This is a genomic window from Pseudomonas sp. MF4836 (assembly GCF_002018875.1).
In the GTDB taxonomy this organism is placed as follows: Bacteria; Pseudomonadota; Gammaproteobacteria; order Pseudomonadales; family Pseudomonadaceae; genus Aquipseudomonas.
Genome location: NZ_MVOL01000003.1, coordinates 178,662 through 194,193 on the forward strand (window position 1 = coordinate 178,662; position 15,532 = coordinate 194,193).

15 protein-coding genes are annotated in these 15,532 nt (G+C 62.9%); 9 read left to right on the forward strand and 6 right to left on the reverse strand.

The annotated features are described in order from the left end of the window. Positions 1–11 precede the first annotated feature (11 nt). From garD to MF4836_RS07540, 4 genes are all read left to right on the forward strand, one after another. Positions 12–1,565 (forward strand): galactarate dehydratase, encoded by a 1,554-nt coding sequence (garD, locus tag MF4836_RS07525; protein WP_078469828.1) that lies wholly within the window; start codon positions 12–14, stop codon positions 1,563–1,565. Between the two features lie 82 nt (positions 1,566–1,647). After that, on the forward strand, positions 1,648–2,793 hold the full coding sequence (locus MF4836_RS07530; RefSeq protein WP_238596134.1) for a mandelate racemase/muconate lactonizing enzyme family protein: 1,146 nt from the start codon (positions 1,648–1,650) through the stop codon (positions 2,791–2,793). Between the two features lie 21 nt (positions 2,794–2,814). Continuing rightward, positions 2,815–4,092: an MFS transporter gene (locus MF4836_RS07535; protein WP_020297116.1), complete on the forward strand. Its 1,278-nt coding sequence runs from the start codon at positions 2,815–2,817 to the stop codon at positions 4,090–4,092. Positions 4,093–4,204: 112 nt separating this feature from the next. Then, positions 4,205–5,146, forward strand: coding sequence for an AEC family transporter (locus MF4836_RS07540; protein ID WP_078469829.1), 942 nt, complete (start codon positions 4,205–4,207; stop codon positions 5,144–5,146). Between the two features lie 48 nt (positions 5,147–5,194). On the opposite strand, the gene MF4836_RS07545 is transcribed toward MF4836_RS07540, so the two are convergent. From MF4836_RS07545 to gatC, 6 genes are all read right to left on the reverse strand, one after another. Further along, complete coding sequence (locus MF4836_RS07545) at positions 5,195–5,575, reverse strand: carboxymuconolactone decarboxylase family protein (RefSeq protein ID WP_078469830.1); 381 nt, start codon at positions 5,573–5,575, stop codon at positions 5,195–5,197. After that, positions 5,572–6,657, reverse strand: a complete 1,086-nt coding sequence (locus MF4836_RS07550; protein ID WP_078469831.1) for a calcium/sodium antiporter — start codon at positions 6,655–6,657, stop codon at positions 5,572–5,574. Before MF4836_RS07550 ends, MF4836_RS07545 begins: the two co-directional genes overlap by 4 nt. A gap of 50 nt (positions 6,658–6,707) precedes the next feature. After that, positions 6,708–7,082: a septal ring lytic transglycosylase RlpA family protein gene (locus MF4836_RS07555; protein WP_078469832.1), complete on the reverse strand. Its 375-nt coding sequence runs from the start codon at positions 7,080–7,082 to the stop codon at positions 6,708–6,710. 99 nt (positions 7,083–7,181) lie between these two features. Further along, a complete protein-coding gene (gene gatB / locus MF4836_RS07560; protein ID WP_078469833.1) occupies positions 7,182–8,627 on the reverse strand; it encodes an Asp-tRNA(Asn)/Glu-tRNA(Gln) amidotransferase subunit GatB in 1,446 nt (481 codons plus the stop codon). Between the two features lie 10 nt (positions 8,628–8,637). Beyond that, positions 8,638–10,089, reverse strand: coding sequence for an Asp-tRNA(Asn)/Glu-tRNA(Gln) amidotransferase subunit GatA (gene gatA / locus MF4836_RS07565; RefSeq protein ID WP_078469834.1), 1,452 nt, complete (start codon positions 10,087–10,089; stop codon positions 8,638–8,640). Positions 10,090–10,105: 16 nt separating this feature from the next. Further along, positions 10,106–10,393 (reverse strand): Asp-tRNA(Asn)/Glu-tRNA(Gln) amidotransferase subunit GatC, encoded by a 288-nt coding sequence (gatC, locus tag MF4836_RS07570; RefSeq protein ID WP_020297123.1) that lies wholly within the window; start codon positions 10,391–10,393, stop codon positions 10,106–10,108. Between the two features lie 210 nt (positions 10,394–10,603). Between gatC and mreB the strand changes: the two genes are divergently transcribed. The 5 genes from mreB (at position 10,604) to rng (ending at position 15,490) form a co-directional block, all read left to right on the forward strand. Further along, a complete protein-coding gene (gene mreB, locus MF4836_RS07575; protein ID WP_002555108.1) occupies positions 10,604–11,641 on the forward strand; it encodes a rod shape-determining protein MreB in 1,038 nt (345 codons plus the stop codon). A gap of 143 nt (positions 11,642–11,784) precedes the next feature. Next, positions 11,785–12,843 (forward strand): rod shape-determining protein MreC, encoded by a 1,059-nt coding sequence (gene mreC / locus MF4836_RS07580; protein WP_078469835.1) that lies wholly within the window; start codon positions 11,785–11,787, stop codon positions 12,841–12,843. Beyond that, entirely contained in the window at positions 12,843–13,325 is a 483-nt protein-coding gene (mreD, locus tag MF4836_RS07585; protein WP_020297125.1) for a rod shape-determining protein MreD, read from the forward strand. The genes mreC and mreD overlap by 1 nt, the downstream gene beginning before the upstream one ends. 43 nt (positions 13,326–13,368) lie before the next feature. Beyond that, positions 13,369–13,974 carry a Maf family protein gene (locus MF4836_RS07590; RefSeq protein ID WP_078469836.1) on the forward strand — a complete coding sequence of 202 codons (606 nt, stop codon included), beginning with the start codon at positions 13,369–13,371 and terminating at the stop codon, positions 13,972–13,974. Between the two features lie 58 nt (positions 13,975–14,032). After that, on the forward strand, positions 14,033–15,490 hold the full coding sequence (gene rng / locus MF4836_RS07595) for a ribonuclease G (RefSeq protein ID WP_020297127.1): 1,458 nt from the start codon (positions 14,033–14,035) through the stop codon (positions 15,488–15,490). The last annotated feature ends 42 nt before the right edge of the window (positions 15,491–15,532 follow it).

A 15,532-nucleotide genomic window follows, 5' to 3' on the forward strand; every position in this document is an offset into this window, starting at 1 on the left:
GGGGCGGCGTCATGCAGTTGATTGAACATTCAGACTCGCCGCGCTACATCCGCCTGCACGAGCTGGACAACGTTGTGATTGTGGTCAACGACCAGGGCGTGCCGGCCGGCACCGAGTTTGCCGATGGCCTGGTGACCGTGGATTTTGTGCCGCAGAGCCACAAGGTGACGCTGGTGGATATCCCCGAAGGCGGCCAGGTGATTCGCTATGGCCAGACCATCGGTTATGCCTTGCAGCCAATCCCCCGCGGCAGTTGGGTCAAGGAAGACCAACTGCGCATGCCGACCGCGCCGCCCCTGGACAGCCTGCCGCTGTCCACCGAGGTGCCGCCGGCCCAGGCTGCGCTGGAAGGGTTCACCTTCGAGGGTTATCGCAACGCCGACGGCACGGTCGGCACGCGCAATATCCTGGGAATCACCACCACCGTGCAGTGTGTGACCGGGGTCCTGGACCATGCGGTCAAGCGCATCCGCGAAGAGCTGCTGCCCAAGTACCCCCATGTCGATGATGTGGTGGCCCTGACCCACAGCTACGGCTGCGGCGTCGCCATTACCGCCACCGATGCCTATATCCCGATCCGCACCGTGCGCAACCTGGCGCGCAACCCCAACCTGGGGGGCGAAGCGCTGGTCATCAGCCTGGGCTGCGAGAAGTTGCAGGCCGGCCAGGTGATGCATGAAAACGACAGTTCGGTGGACCTCAGCGAGCCCTGGCTGTATCGCCTGCAGGACTCCAGCCACGGCTTCACCGAGATGATCGAGCAGATCATGGAGCTGGCCGAAACGCGCCTGAAGAAGCTCGACCAGCGGCGTCGGGAAACCGTGCCTGCTTCCGAGCTGATCCTGGGCATGCAGTGCGGCGGCAGTGACGCGTTTTCCGGGATCACCGCCAACCCGGCCCTGGGCTATGCCTCGGACCTGCTGCTGCGAGCGGGGGCAACGGTGATGTTTTCCGAAGTCACCGAAGTACGAGATGCCATCTACCTGTTGACCTCGCGCGCCGAGACCGAAACCGTGGCCCGCGAGCTGGTACGGGAGATGGACTGGTACGACCGCTACCTGGCCAAGGGCGAGGCGGATCGCAGCGCCAACACCACGCCGGGCAACAAGAAGGGCGGTCTGTCGAACATCGTTGAAAAATCCCTGGGCTCCATCGTCAAGTCCGGCAGCAGCGCGATCAATGGCGTGCTGGGCCCGGGCGAGCGTTTCAGTCGCAAGGGCCTGATCTTTTGCGCGACGCCGGCCAGCGATTTTGTCTGCGGCACCTTGCAGCTGGCTGCCGGGATGAACCTGCACGTGTTCACCACCGGACGCGGTACGCCCTATGGCTTGGCGATGGCGCCAGTGGTCAAGGTCTCGACCCGCACCGAGCTGGCCCAGCGCTGGCCGGACCTGATCGATATCGACGCCGGGCGCATCGCCACCGGCCGCGCCAGTATTGAAGAGCTGGGCTGGGAGCTGTTCCACTTCTACCTGGACGTGGCCAGTGGCAAGAAGCAGACCTGGGCCGAGCAGCACAAGCTGCACAACGACATCACCTTGTTCAACCCCGCACCTATTACCTGAGGCCGATGGCCTGTCGCGGCGGGTGCCGGATACCCGCCGCGACCCCGGTTCTTGTCACCCACAACAATAAAAGCAGGAGTGCATGGCAGTGAAAATCGCCAGCATCGAAGTCATTCGGCTGAGTATTCCCTTCAGCACCGGCGCGACCCAGCGCAGTAACAGCGGGCCGGTCCAGGACGATGACGCCTTCAACGCCGCCTCGACCCGCCATCGGCGCATGGAAAGCCTGATGCTCAAGGTCAGCACCGACAGCGGCCTGGTGGGCTGGGGTGAAGCCTTCGGCCACGGCAGCAACCCGGTGACCTACAAGGCCCTGACCGACCTGGTGGCGCCGCAGTTTCTCGGCAGTGACGTGGCGAATTTCCAGGACACCCTGGAAGCCGCGAGGCGCGCCCTGCATGGCTTTGGCAGCAGCGGACCGGTGACCTATGCCTTGTCGGCAATGGACATCGCGCTCTGGGACCTGGCTGCACAGCGCGCTGGCCAGCCGCTATACAAGCTGCTCGGCGGCCGAGACCGGCCCCTGGAGCTGTACGCGAGCCTGGTCAGCTACGGCAACGACCCTGAGGAAGTGGCGCGCCAGGTACGCCGTGCGCGCGGCCAGGGATTTCGCAAGATCAAGCTCCACGAAACCACCTACGCCGCCATCGCTGCTGCCCGTGAGGCGTTGCCGGTGGAGGAGGGCGAACTGATGGTCGACGTCAATTGCCCCTGGAGCGTGAGCCAGGCCAGCGACATGGCCGGACAACTGCGCCCGCTGCAATTGGCCTGGCTCGAAGAGCCGGTCTGGCCGCCGGATGACGCCCATGGCTTGGCTCAGGTGCGCAGCCACGGCGTGCCCATCGCTGCCGGGGAAAACGCCGCCGGGGTCCAGGGCCTGCGGGCGATGTTCGAGCAAGGTGCGCTGGATATCGCCCAACCGAGCGTGGCCAAGATCGGCGGTATCAGCGCCATGGTCCAGGTCTTCGAGCTGGCCCGGCGCTACCAGGTCAAGGTCGTGCCCCATTGCTTCTACTTCGGTCCCGGGCTGTTGGCGGTGGCGCATCTGTGCAGCCTGCTGCCGGCGGATATCAGCCTTGAGGTGCCCTTTATCGAGTTCGAGCGCCTGCTGTACCCGCAGCTCGCGTTCACTCCGCAGATGAGCCTGCCGCAGCAGCCGGGGCTGGGCTTCGCGCCTGACGCCGAGGTGCTCGGCGCTTACACCGTGGAATCTGTAGTGCTGTCCTGACAACAATAAGGGTCGACAAAAATGTTAGGTAAATACCGCTGGAAAATCGCCGGCCTGCTGTTCTTCGCCGGGATGCTCAACTACCTCGACCGCGCTGCGTTGTCGGTGGTGGCGCCGCTGCTCAAGGGCGAGCTGAACATCAATGACGCGCAAATGGGCTTTATCTTCAGCAGCTTCTTTATCGGCTACTGCGCCTTCTGTTTTATCGGCGGCTATGCGGCGGATAAATTCGGGCCCAAGCGCGTGTTCGCCTGGGCCGCGGGCGGCTGGTCGGTGTTTTGCGGCCTTACGGCGCTGATCACCGGGTATGTGCAGTTGCTGATCTGTCGGATCTTTTTCGGCATGGGCGAAGGCCCGATGGGCACCACCACCAACAAGGCGATCACCAACTGGTTCCCCCGTGAGGAGGCTGGCCGCGCGATCGGTTTCACCAACTGCGGCCAGCCCCTGGGCGCGGCACTGGCGGGGCCGATTGTCGGCCTGGTGGCGTTGAATTTCGGCTGGCGGATTTCCTTCGTGGTGATCGCGGTGCTGGGCGGCCTGTGGCTGCTGGCGTGGCTGAAGTTCTTCAAGGACACCCCCGAGCAGCATCCGCGAGTGTCCGAGGCCGAGCGCGAGCTGATTCGCCAGAGCCGCGCCAACATCATTGTCGAGAGCGTCGAAGAGGGTCGCAGCCTGACCCATTACATCTTTTCGGTGCCGGTACTGGCCGTGGCCATGGCGTTTTTCTGCTTCAACTACGTGCTGTATTTCTTCCTCACCTGGCTGCCCAGCTACCTGATGGACTACCAGCACCTGGACATCAAGAGCATGAGCATCATCGGTGTGATCCCGTGGCTGGGCGCGGCGGTGGGCTTTCTTGGCGGCGGCTTTTTCGCCGATGGCCTGGGCCGGCGCCTGGGGAATGTGATCCTGGCGCGCAAGATCGTGCTGACCCTGGGCCTGGGCGTGGCGGCGGTCTGTGTGCTGCTGACCACCCAGGTCGCGTCCCTGGGGATGGCGGTGGCCTGCATCACCGTGTCCAGCGTGTTTCTGTTCATGACCCCGCAGATCTGCTGGGCGCTGATCCAGGACATCGTGCCGAAGAACCGCGTGGGCGGCACCGGTGGCTTCGTGCATTTGCTGGCGAACCTGGCGGGTATCGCCGCACCGTCCCTGACCGGCCTGCTGATCCAGTACGGTGGCGGCTACAACTCGGCGTTCTTCCTGGCCGCAGCGGTCTCGGCGGTGGGCATGGTGGTGGTCGTGTTGGCGGTGCGTTCCCGGCAACCCGAGGCGGGTGTTGCGCAAATGGCCTGATCCACCTGCCGGGGTGAAGGGTTTTGGTCCGGTGGTGGCGCCGGGCCTGAGACCGGGCCGGGAAACTGGCTTATCATTGGCGCCCTGACCACGGGCTCAAGGTTCACCCCGCATGCTGGCTATTTTTCTTCAAACACTGAGCATCACCGCCCCCGTGTTTGCGATGTTGTTTCTTGGCGTACTGCTCAAGCGCGTGGGCTGGATCAACGACAATTTCATTCATACCGCGTCGGCCCTGGTGTTCAACGTCACCATGCCGGCGTTGTTGTTTCTGGGCATCCTCCATGCCGACCTGCATTCGGCGCTCAAGCCCGGGCTGCTGATCTATTTCGCCGTGGCCACCCTGCTCAGTTTTATCGGTGCCTGGGGCTGGGCGATCTGGCGTTGCCCGCGAGAAGACCGGGGCATCTATACCCAGGGCGCGTTTCGCGGCAACAACGGCGTGATCGGCCTGGCCTTGGCGGCGAGCATGTATGGCGCGTACGGGATCTCCCTGGGGGCGGTGCTCGCGGCGCTGGTGATTCTGTTCTACAACACGCTGTCGACCATTGTCCTGGCGGTCTACAGCCCGGTGATCAAGTCCGATCCGTGGAGCATCTGCAAAAGCGTGGTCAGCAACCCGCTGATCATCAGCGTGCTGCTGGCGGCGCCCTTTGCTTATTGGCAGATCAGCTTGCCGGGCTGGCTCGAAAGCTCCGGCCAGAACCTGGCGCAGATGACGCTGCCCCTGGCCCTGATCTGCATCGGCGGCACCTTGTCGCTGGAAGCCTTGCGCAAAAGTGGCGACCTGGCGCTGAGCTCGAGCCTGGTGAAAATGGTCGGGTTGCCGGTGCTGGCGACATTGGGCGCCTGGTTGTGCGGCTTTCGCGGGGCGGAGCTGGGGATTCTGTTTCTGTACTTCGGCAGCCCCACGGCGGCCGCCAGTTTTGTCATGGCGCGCGCTGCCAATGGCAACCATGAGTTGGCGGCGGCGATCATTGTCATCACCACGCTGATGGCGGCCGTGACCACCAATATCGGGATCTTCCTGTTGCAGTGGGGCGGCTGGATTTGACGCCGGCAACGGACTGATCGCCAGCCCATTGCCGAGTCCGGCGAGGCCTCAGTCGGGCTTCTGATAGGTATCGATCACTTCCTGCGCTGCACGGAAGGCATCGATGGCCGCCGGCACTCCGGCATACACCGCGCAATGCAGCAGTGCCTCGCGAATCTCTTCGACGCTGCAACCGTTGTTCAATGCGCCACGCACATGGCCCTTGAGCTCCTGCGGGCACTTGAGCGCGGTCAACGCGGCCAGGGTGATCAGGCTGCGGGTCTTGAGCGGCAAGCCCTCGCGGTTCCAGACGCTGCCCCAGGCGTGTTCATTGACGAAGTCCTGCAGCGGTTGGGTGAAGTCGGTGGCGTTGCCCAGGGCGCGATCGACGAACTCATCGCCCATGACTTGGCGCCGCACTTCAACACCGGGCTTCTTTGGGTCGGTCATTGTGCTTCTCCTTTCTTGTGTTGGCGGCGCCAGGCACGCAGCGAGCTGAATAGCAAAAAGGCCACCAGCGCCGGCAGGACGAAAAACAGCATCAGGTTTTCCAGCTTGCCGGCCAGGGGCATGCCGGTGGTGAAGGACACCACGTGCAGCCCATAGGCCAGGTACAAACCCAGAAACAGCAAGCCCTCGGCCCGGGTCACCCGGTAACCGGAATAGAACACCGGCAGGCACAGCACGGCGACTCCCAGCATCACCGGCAAGTCGAAATCCAGGGCGTTGGGCGAGACCGACAGTGGCATCGGTGCCACCAGGGCGGTGAACCCCAAGACCCCCAGCAGGTTGAACAGGTTGCTGCCGATGACGTTGCCTACGGCGATATCCCGCTGCCCGCGCAAGGCGGCGATCAGCGAGGTGGCCAGCGCCGGCAGCGAGGTGCCGACCGCAATCACGGTCAGGCCGATGATGCGCTCGGACAAGCCCAGGTCGGAGGCCACTTCCACCGCCGCCTGCAACAGCAGGTGCCCGGCGAAGGCCAGCAGGCCCAGGCCCAGCAGCATCGACAGCAGGCTGCTGACCCAGGGTGGGTTGCTGCTGGCAGGGTGCAGCCCTTGCCCGGTGTGGTCGGCGCCGGCCTGGGGGCGGGCGCTGTGGCGCGACTGGCGCAGCAGCAGGCCCAGGTACAGCAGCAGGGCGGCCAGCAGGATCAGGCCATCGACCGGGGTCAGTTCTTCGTTGTAGGCCAGGACGAACACCAGCAGGCTGGCGCCGATCATCAGCGGGATATCCAGGCGCACCAGTTGCCGCGAGACCCGCAGCGGGATGATCAGGGCCGACAGACCTAGGGTGACCAGGATGTTGAAGATGCTGCTGCCGATCACGCTGCCCACGGCGATATCGGTGTTTTCAGCCAGGGTCGCCTGCAGGCTGACCGCCATCTGCGGCGCGCTGCTGCCCAGGGCGACGATGGTCAGGCCGATGATCAGTGGCCGCACATGCAGGCGCGCCGCCAGGCGCACGGCGGCACGCACCAGCAGCTCGGCGCCGGCCACCAGCAGGATCAGGCCGCTGACAAGCTGCACCAGGCTGAGCAGAGGTAAATCGGCTAATCCGAAAATGGTCAGGGCTCCGTCGGTCAGTCGCTGAGGGCTTGCACGCGCACCCGCGCGGTGCCGCTGCGCAGCATGCCCAGTTGCTCGGCCGCGGCGCGGGACAGGTCGATCAGGCGGCCACGGGTGTGGGGCCCGCGGTCGTTGATGCGCACCACCACGGTTTTGTCGTTGCTCAGATTGGTGACTTGCACCCGAGTGCCGAAGGGCAGCTCGCGATGGGCGGCGCTCAGGCCGTGCTGGTCGAAGGGTTCGCCGCTGGCGGTACGTTTGCCATGATGGCGGGCACCGTAATAGGAGGCGGTGCCGGTTTCGTCATAACCGCGTGGGTCGATGACATGGCTGGTGGCGCAGCCGGCAAGCAGGGAGAGCAGGGCACAGGCACCAAGCAGACGCTTCATAAACCGGGCTCGCATAATAAATGTGGCGAGGGAGCAGGCTCCGTCGCCACAGGGGCGTGTGCCATGACCGGGGTCAGGCACACGCTCGATAAACCGCTATCAGCCTTCAAGCTTGCTTTTCAGCAGCTCGTTGACCTGTTGCGGGTTGGCCTTGCCTTTGGAGGCTTTCATGGCCTGGCCGACGAAGAAGCCGAACATCTTGCCGCGCTTGGCTTCATCGGCGGCGCGGTACTGCTCGACCTGCTCGGCGTTGGCCGCGAGCATTTCGTCGAGCACGGCAGAGATGGCGCCGCTGTCGGTGACTTGCTTGAGGCCGCGCTTGTCGATGATTTCGTCAGCACTGCCTTCGCCATTGGCCATGGCTTCGAACACGGTCTTGGCAATCTTGCCGGAGATGGTGTTGTCCTTGATCCGCAACAGCATGCCGCCCAGTTGCTCGGCCGAGACCGGAGCCTCGTCGATTTCCAGGCCCTGCTTGTTCAACAGGCTGCCCAACTCGACCATGACCCAGTTGGCGGCCAGTTTGGCGTCACCGGCAATCTTCACCACCTTCTCGAAGTAGTCCGCCTGCTCACGGCTCGACGCCAGCACGCTGGCATCGTAGACCGACAGGCCGAACTGCTCCTGGAAGCGCTCGCGTTTTTGCGGTGGCAGTTCCGGCAGGGTGGCGCGCACGGCATCGAGGAACGAGTCTTCGATCACCACCGGCAGCAGGTCCGGATCGGGGAAGTAACGGTAGTCGTTGGCTTCTTCCTTGCTGCGCATCGGACGGGTTTCGTCCTTGTTCGGGTCATACAGGCGGGTTTGCTGGATGACCTTGCCACCGTCTTCGATCAGTTCGATCTGGCGGCGGACTTCGCTGTTGATCGCCTTCTCGATGAAGCGGAACGAGTTGACGTTCTTGATCTCGCAGCGGGTGCCGAATTCGACCTGGCCCTTGGGCCGGATCGACACGTTGCAGTCGCAACGCAGGGAGCCTTCGGCCATGTTGCCGTCGCAGATGCCCAGGTAGCGCACCAGGGCGTGGATCGACTTGACATAGGCCACGGCTTCCTTGGCGTTGCGCATGTCCGGCTCGGAAACGATTTCCAGCAACGGCGTGCCGGCACGGTTCAGGTCGATGCCGGTGGCACCGTTGAACTCTTCGTGCAGGCTTTTGCCGGCGTCTTCTTCCAGGTGCGCGCGGGTGATGCCCACGCGTTTGACCGTGCCGTCTTCCAGCGGAATATCCAGGAAGCCCTTGCCCACGATCGGCAATTCCATCTGGCTGATCTGGTAGCCCTTGGGCAGGTCCGGGTAGAAGTAGTTTTTACGCGCGAACACGTTGTGCTGGCCGATCTCGGCGTCGACCGCCAGACCGAACATCACCGCCATGCGTACCGCTTCCTGGTTCAGCACTGGCAGCACGCCGGGCATGCCCAGGTCGACCAGGCTGGCCTGGGTGTTGGGCTCGGCACCGAAGGCGGTGGAGCTACCGGAGAAAATCTTCGATTGAGTGGTGAGCTGGGTATGAATCTCCAGCCCGATCACGACTTCCCATTGCATGTGTGTCTCCTCAGAAGCCGGTTGGGGTGCGGGTGTGCCAGTCAGTGTTGAGCTGATACTGGTGGGCAACGTTCAACAGGCGACCTTCCTGGAAATAAGGAGCGAGCAACTGCACGCCAACCGGCAGGCCGTCGACGAAACCGGCGGGCATGGACAAGCCCGGCAGGCCGGCAAGGTTGGCAGTGATGGTGTAGACGTCTTCCAGGTACGCAGCGACCGGGTCGCTGCTCTTGGCGCCGATTTTCCAGGCCGGGTTGGGCGTGGTCGGGCCGAGGATGATGTCGACTTCATTAAAGGCAGACATGAAGTCGTTCTTGATCAGGCGGCGGATTTTCTGCGCCTTCAAGTAGTAGGCGTCGTAGTAACCGGCAGACAGGGCGTAGGCGCCGACCATGATCCGGCGTTGAACTTCGGTGCCGAAGCCTTCGCCGCGGGAGCGTTTGTACAGGTCTTCAAGCTTGGTCGGGTTTTCGCAGCGGTAGCCGAAGCGCACGCCGTCGAAACGCGAGAGGTTGGAGGAGGCCTCGGCCGGGGCGATCACGTAGTAGGCGGGAATCGCGTGCTGCATGTTCGGCAGGCTGATTTCCTTGATCACCGCGCCGAGCTTTTCCAGCTCCTTGACGCTGGTGTGGATCAGCTCAGCGATACGCGGGTCGAGGCCGGCGCTGAAATATTCCTTGGGCACGCCGATGCGCAGGCCCTGCAGCGAGCCGTTGAGGCTGGCGCTGTAGTCCGGGACCGGTTCGTCGATGCTGGTGGAGTCGTTAGGGTCGAAGCCGGCCATGCCTTGCAGCAGGATCGCGCAGTCTTCGGCGGTGCGCGCCAACGGGCCGCCCTGATCGAGGCTGGAGGCGTAGGCAATCATGCCCCAGCGCGAAACGCGACCGTAGGTCGGTTTCAGCCCGGTGAGGTTGGTCAGCGCAGCGGGCTGGCGGATCGAGCCGCCGGTATCGGTGCCGGTGGCGGCAGGCAGCAGGCGCGCGGCAACTGCTGCGGCCGAACCGCCGGACGAGCCGCCCGGCACGCATTCCAGGTTCCACGGGTTTTTGGCCGGGCCGTAGAAGCTCGACTCGTTGCCCGAACCCATGGCGAATTCGTCCATGTTGGTTTTGCCCAGGGTCACGGTGCCGGCGGCGGCCAGTTTGGCGACCACGGTGGCGTCGTAGGGGGCCTTGAAGTTGTCGAGCATCTTCGAGCCGCAGCTGGTGCGGATGCCCTGGGTGCAGAACAGGTCTTTGTGGGCGATCGGCGCGCCAAGCAGGGCGCCGTTCTCACCGTTGGCGCGACGTGCGTCGGCGGCCTTGGCCTGGCTCAGAGCCAGGTCCTGGGTGAGGCTGATGAAGCTGTTGAGCTGCGGATCGAGCTGGGCGATGCGCGCCAGCAGGGTCGTGGTCAGCTCTACGGAAGAAAACTTTTTATCGGCGAGTCCGCGGGCGATCTCGGCCAGAGTCATGTGATGCATTGCAGGCTCTTTCCCTTTAGTCGATGACTTTCGGAACCAGATACAGGCCGTTTTCGACCGCTGGCGCGATGGACTGATAAGCCTCGCGGTGATTGGACTCGGTCACAACGTCTGCGCGCAGGCGCTGGCTGGCTTCCAGTGGGTGGGCCAGGGGTTCGATACCGTCGGTATCGACTGCCTGCATTTCATCCACCAGCCCGAGAATGCTGTTCAGGGCGGAGGTGATGTGTGGAAGATCGGCTTCATTGAGGCCCAGACAGGCCAGATGAGCGATTTTTTCCACGTCGGAGCGTTCAAGCGCCATGGGATTCTCCAGTGGAAAACAGAACGGAGGTCGTCCGTGTGTTAGATTGTCGGAACACTACCGCATTTCTACGGTCATAAGGCCGCGATTGTGGGGGTTGGTGCACAGAAAAGCGGCCAATTTAACATATTGGCGCCTTGCCCAAAATCCCTGTCGTTGTTAGAGTTTGCCGCACTTTTTTACCCACGCGTTGCCTAGGGTCCCTTTCCCATGTTCAAGAAACTGCGTGGCATGTTTTCCAGCGATCTTTCCATTGACCTGGGCACTGCCAACACCCTTATTTACGTGCGCGAGCGCGGTATCGTCCTGAATGAACCATCGGTTGTGGCCATTCGGACCCACGGTAATCAGAAAAGTGTCGTTGCCGTCGGCACCGAGGCCAAGCGCATGCTGGGCCGTACACCGGGCAACATTGCTGCCATTCGTCCGATGAAAGATGGCGTTATCGCCGACTTCAGTGTCTGCGAAAAGATGCTGCAATACTTTATCAACAAGGTTCACGAAAACAGCTTTCTGCAGCCTAGCCCTCGTGTGCTGATCTGCGTTCCATGCAAGTCCACCCAGGTTGAGCGTCGTGCCATCCGTGAATCGGCCCTTGGCGCCGGTGCCCGTGAAGTGTTCCTGATCGAAGAGCCGATGGCTGCTGCGATCGGTGCCGGCTTGCCGGTTGAAGAAGCCCGCGGTTCGATGGTCGTGGATATCGGTGGCGGTACCACTGAAATCGCGCTGATCTCCCTGAACGGTGTGGTCTACGCCGAATCCGTACGTGTGGGCGGCGACCGTTTCGACGAAGCCATCATCACTTACGTGCGTCGCAACTACGGCAGCCTGATCGGCGAATCCACCGCCGAGCGCATCAAGCAGGAAATCGGTACAGCCTACCCGGGCGGCGAAGTCCGTGAAGTCGACGTTCGCGGCCGCAACCTGGCCGAAGGCGTACCACGTGCATTCACCCTGAACTCCAATGAAGTGCTGGAAGCTCTGCAAGAGTCCCTGGCCACCATCGTTCAGGCAGTAAAGAGCGCCCTGGAGCAATCGCCTCCGGAACTGGCTTCGGATATCGCCGAGCGTGGCCTGGTGCTGACCGGTGGTGGCGCTCTGTTGCGTGATCTCGACAAGCTGCTGGCCCAGGAAACCGGCCTACCGGTGATTGTTGCCGAAGACCCGCTGACCTGTGTTGCTCGCGGCGGCGGCCGTGCATTGGAAATGATGGACAAACACACCATGGACCTGCTCTCCAGCGAATAACTTCGCCGGATGCATCTATGCTGTTCCGCTCGCAGGTAGCACTTTGCAGTGCTGCCTGTTGGCGTTTATCTTCTGTCAATCTGCATCCAGGCCGGTTTGATGCCGTATGAATAACGAGAACATTTGCCTGGGAGGAGCGGCTTATTAAACCGCTTTTCGCCAAGGGCCCCTCACTGGGCGTACGCTTGTTGGTGCTGGTCGTGTTATCGGTCGCGCTGATGGTGGTCGATGCCCGCTTTACCCTGCTCAAGCCTGTGCGCAGCCAGATGTATGTGCTGATGGAAGCGTATACGGTCACCGATCTGCCTGATCGGTTCTGGCAGTTCGTGTCCAGCCAGCTGGGCAGCCGTACCGAACTTGCTGCTGACAACGAAAAACTCAAGACCGAAAACCTGCTGTTGCAGGGGCGCATGCAGAAGCTTGCCGCCCTGACCGAGCAGAACGTTCGGCTGCGCGAGTTGCTCAACTCCTCGGCGCTGGTCAATGAGAAGGTCGAAGTGGCCGAATTGATTGGCATTGATCCCAACCCGTTCACCCATCGCATCATCATCAATAAAGGTGAGCGCGACGGTGTGGTCCTCGGTCAGCCGGTGCTCGATGCCCGTGGCCTGATGGGGCAGGTGGTCGAGCTGATGCCCTACACCTCTCGCGTGCTGTTGCTGACCGACACCACCCACAGTATTCCGGTGCAGGTCAATCGCAACGGCCTGCGTGCCATCGCCAGCGGCACCGGCAACCCGGAGCGCCTGGAACTGCGCCACGTGGCCGATACCGCCGACATCAAGGAGGGCGACCTGCTGGTCAGCTCCGGCCTGGGCCAGCGTTTCCCGGCGGGCTACCCGGTGGCCACGGTCAAGGAAGTCATTCATGACTCCGGCCAGCCGTTTGCCATTGTCCGTGCGGTCCCGACCGCCGCCCTCAACCGCAGTCGCTACCTGCTGCTGGTGTTCAGTGACAGCCGTACCCCTGAAGAACGTGCCAATGACGCGGCCAAGGCCGAAGAGGCTCTGCATCAGCCTGGCGGCGTCGGTGACGCCCCGGTCAAACCCGCTGTAACGCCGGCACCGGCGACAGCCCCAGCGGTTGCGCCTGCCGCAGCAACCCCGGCTGCCGCGACACCTGCCAAACCGCCTGCCCATGCAGCGCCGGCCAGGCCGGCTGCCGCCAAACCACCTGCAACCACCACCCGGGCGCGAGAATAATGGCCAGTGCGCAATCCCAGAATGGCTGGATCATCTGGCTGACCTTCTTTATCGCGTTGCTGCTTGGCATCGTGCCGTTTCCGCATTTTGAAATCCTGCGTCCGTTGTTTATGGCGTTGCTGCTGGCCTTCTGGGCCCTGGAGCTGCCGCAGCGGGTGGGGATGGTCACTGCCTGGTGCCTGGGGATTGCCCAGGACGTGCTCGACGGAACCTTCCTCGGGCACAACGCGCTGATCCTGACCCTGATCACCTTCCTGGTGCTGTCGTTGCAGCAACGGGTGCGGATGTTCCCGATGTGGCAGCAAAGCCTGGTGGTGCTGGTGATCTTCGGGCTCGCGCAGTTGCTCCAGCTGTGGCTCAGCGCCCTGACCGGCAATCGGGAAACCCTTGCCGTGCTGCTGCCGGCCTTGATCAGCGCCTTGCTCTGGCCGTGGGTCAGCTTTGGTCTTCGCGGGTTGCGCCGACGCTTCAAAATCAATTAATTCGGTCAGGCATTGACCCGCACCTCGACAGGGAGATGTCTTGATGAATCCGCTTTACCTCGCCTCTGGCTCGCCGCGTCGCCGTGAATTGCTCACGCAGATCGGCGTGCCCTTTACCGCCATCAGCGCGGATATCGACGAAACCCCTCTGCCCAATGAAGCCCCAGCGGCCTATGTCGAGCGCCTGGCGCGGGGCAAGGCCGAGGCCGGGCGCGGCCTGATCACCAGCAGCGAATCCCAGGCGCCGGCCTGCGTGCTGGGGGCCGACACGGCGGTGGTGCTCGATGGGCGGATTCTTGGCAAGCCCCTGGATCAGGCCGATGCGCAATCCATGCTCCTGGCCCTGTCGGGGCGTGAACATGAAGTACTGACCGCCATTGCCGTGCTCGATGGCCAGCGCTGCGAGTCACGGGTAGTGCGCAGCCTGGTGCGTTTCCGGGAGATTGGCCGCGATGAAGCCACGGCCTACTGGCACAGTGGCGAGCCCCAGGACAAAGCCGGCGGCTATGCGATCCAGGGGCTTGCGGCGGTGTTTGTCGCCGGGCTCAATGGCAGTTATTCCGCCGTGGTGGGCCTGCCTGTTTGCGAAACCGCAGAACTGCTGGGCCATTTCGGCATACCCTGTTGGCAAAACTTTACAGTGCGCTAAGCGCCGTACCTGACTGATGCGGCCATCTATAGTGAACATGCCTGAACGAGACCCTGCCATGAGCGAAGAGATTCTGATCAACATCACGCCGATGGAGTCGCGCGTGGCGGTGGTCGAAAACGGTGTCCTGCAAGAAGTGCATGTCGAGCGCACCCAGCGCCGCGGCATCGTCGGCAACATCTACAAAGGCAAGGTGGTCCGGGTATTGCCGGGCATGCAGGCCGCCTTTGTCGACATCGGCCTGGATCGCGCGGCGTTTATCCACGCCTCGGAAATCTCCCTGCGCGAAGGCTCGACGGTCGAAAGCATCAGCGCCCTGGTGCACGAAGGGCAGAGCCTGGTGGTGCAAGTCACCAAGGACCCCATCGGTTCCAAGGGCGCACGCCTGACCACCCAGCTGTCGATCCCGTCGCGCTACCTGGTGTATATGCCGCGCACGGCCCATGTCGGTATTTCCCTGAAGATCGAAGACGAAGCCGAGCGCGAGCGCCTGAAAAAGGTGGTCAGCGACTGCGTGGCCCAGGAAGGCATCAAGGAAGCCGGCGGGTTTATCCTGCGCACCGCTGCCGAAGGCGCGGGTGCTGACGAAATCATGATGGACATCCGCTACCTGCGCCGGTTGTGGGATCAGATCGCAACCCAGATCAAGACCATCGGCGCGCCGAGCGTGATCTATGAAGACCTGGGCCTGGCGCTGCGTACCTTGCGCGACCTGGTCAGCCCGAAGATCGAGAAGATCCGCATCGACTCCCGGGAAACCTTCCAGAAGACCACGCAGTTCGTGGCCGAGCTGATGCCGGAAATCGCCGACCGCCTGGAGCACTACCCGGGGGAGCGGCCGATCTTCGATCTGTACGGGGTCGAAGACGAAATCCAGAAAGCCCTGGAACGCAAGGTGCCGCTCAAGTCCGGCGGCTACCTGGTGGTCGATCCGGCCGAGGCCATGACCACCATCGACGTCAACACCGGGGCTTTCGTCGGCCATCGCAACCTTGAAGAAACCATCTTCAAGACTAACCTTGAAGCCGCGACCGCCATTGCGCGCCAGCTGCGCCTGCGCAACCTGGGCGGGATCATCATCATCGACTTCATCGACATGGAAGATGAAGAACACCAGCGTCAAGTATTGCGGACCCTGGAGAAACAGCTGGAGCGGGACCACGCCAAGACCAACATCATCGGCATCACCGAGTTGGGTCTGGTGCAGATGACGCGCAAGCGCACCCGCGAAAGCCTGGAGCAGGTCCTGTGCGAGCCCTGCAGCAGTTGCCAGGGCCGGGGCAAGTTGAAGACTCCGGAAACCGTCTGTTACGAGATTTTCCGCGAGATCCTGCGCGAGGCGCGGGCCTATCAGGCTGAAGGTTATCGAGTACTGGCCAACCAGAAAGTGGTGGATCGCTTGCTCGACGAGGAGTCGGGCAACGTGGCCGAGCTCGAGGGGTTTATCGGTCGGACCATTCGTTTTCAGGTCGAAACCATGTATTCCCAGGAACAATACGACGTGGTGCTGCTCTGAGTCCGCGTGTTTCAACTTATTGGCAACGGCTGGCTTCAGCTT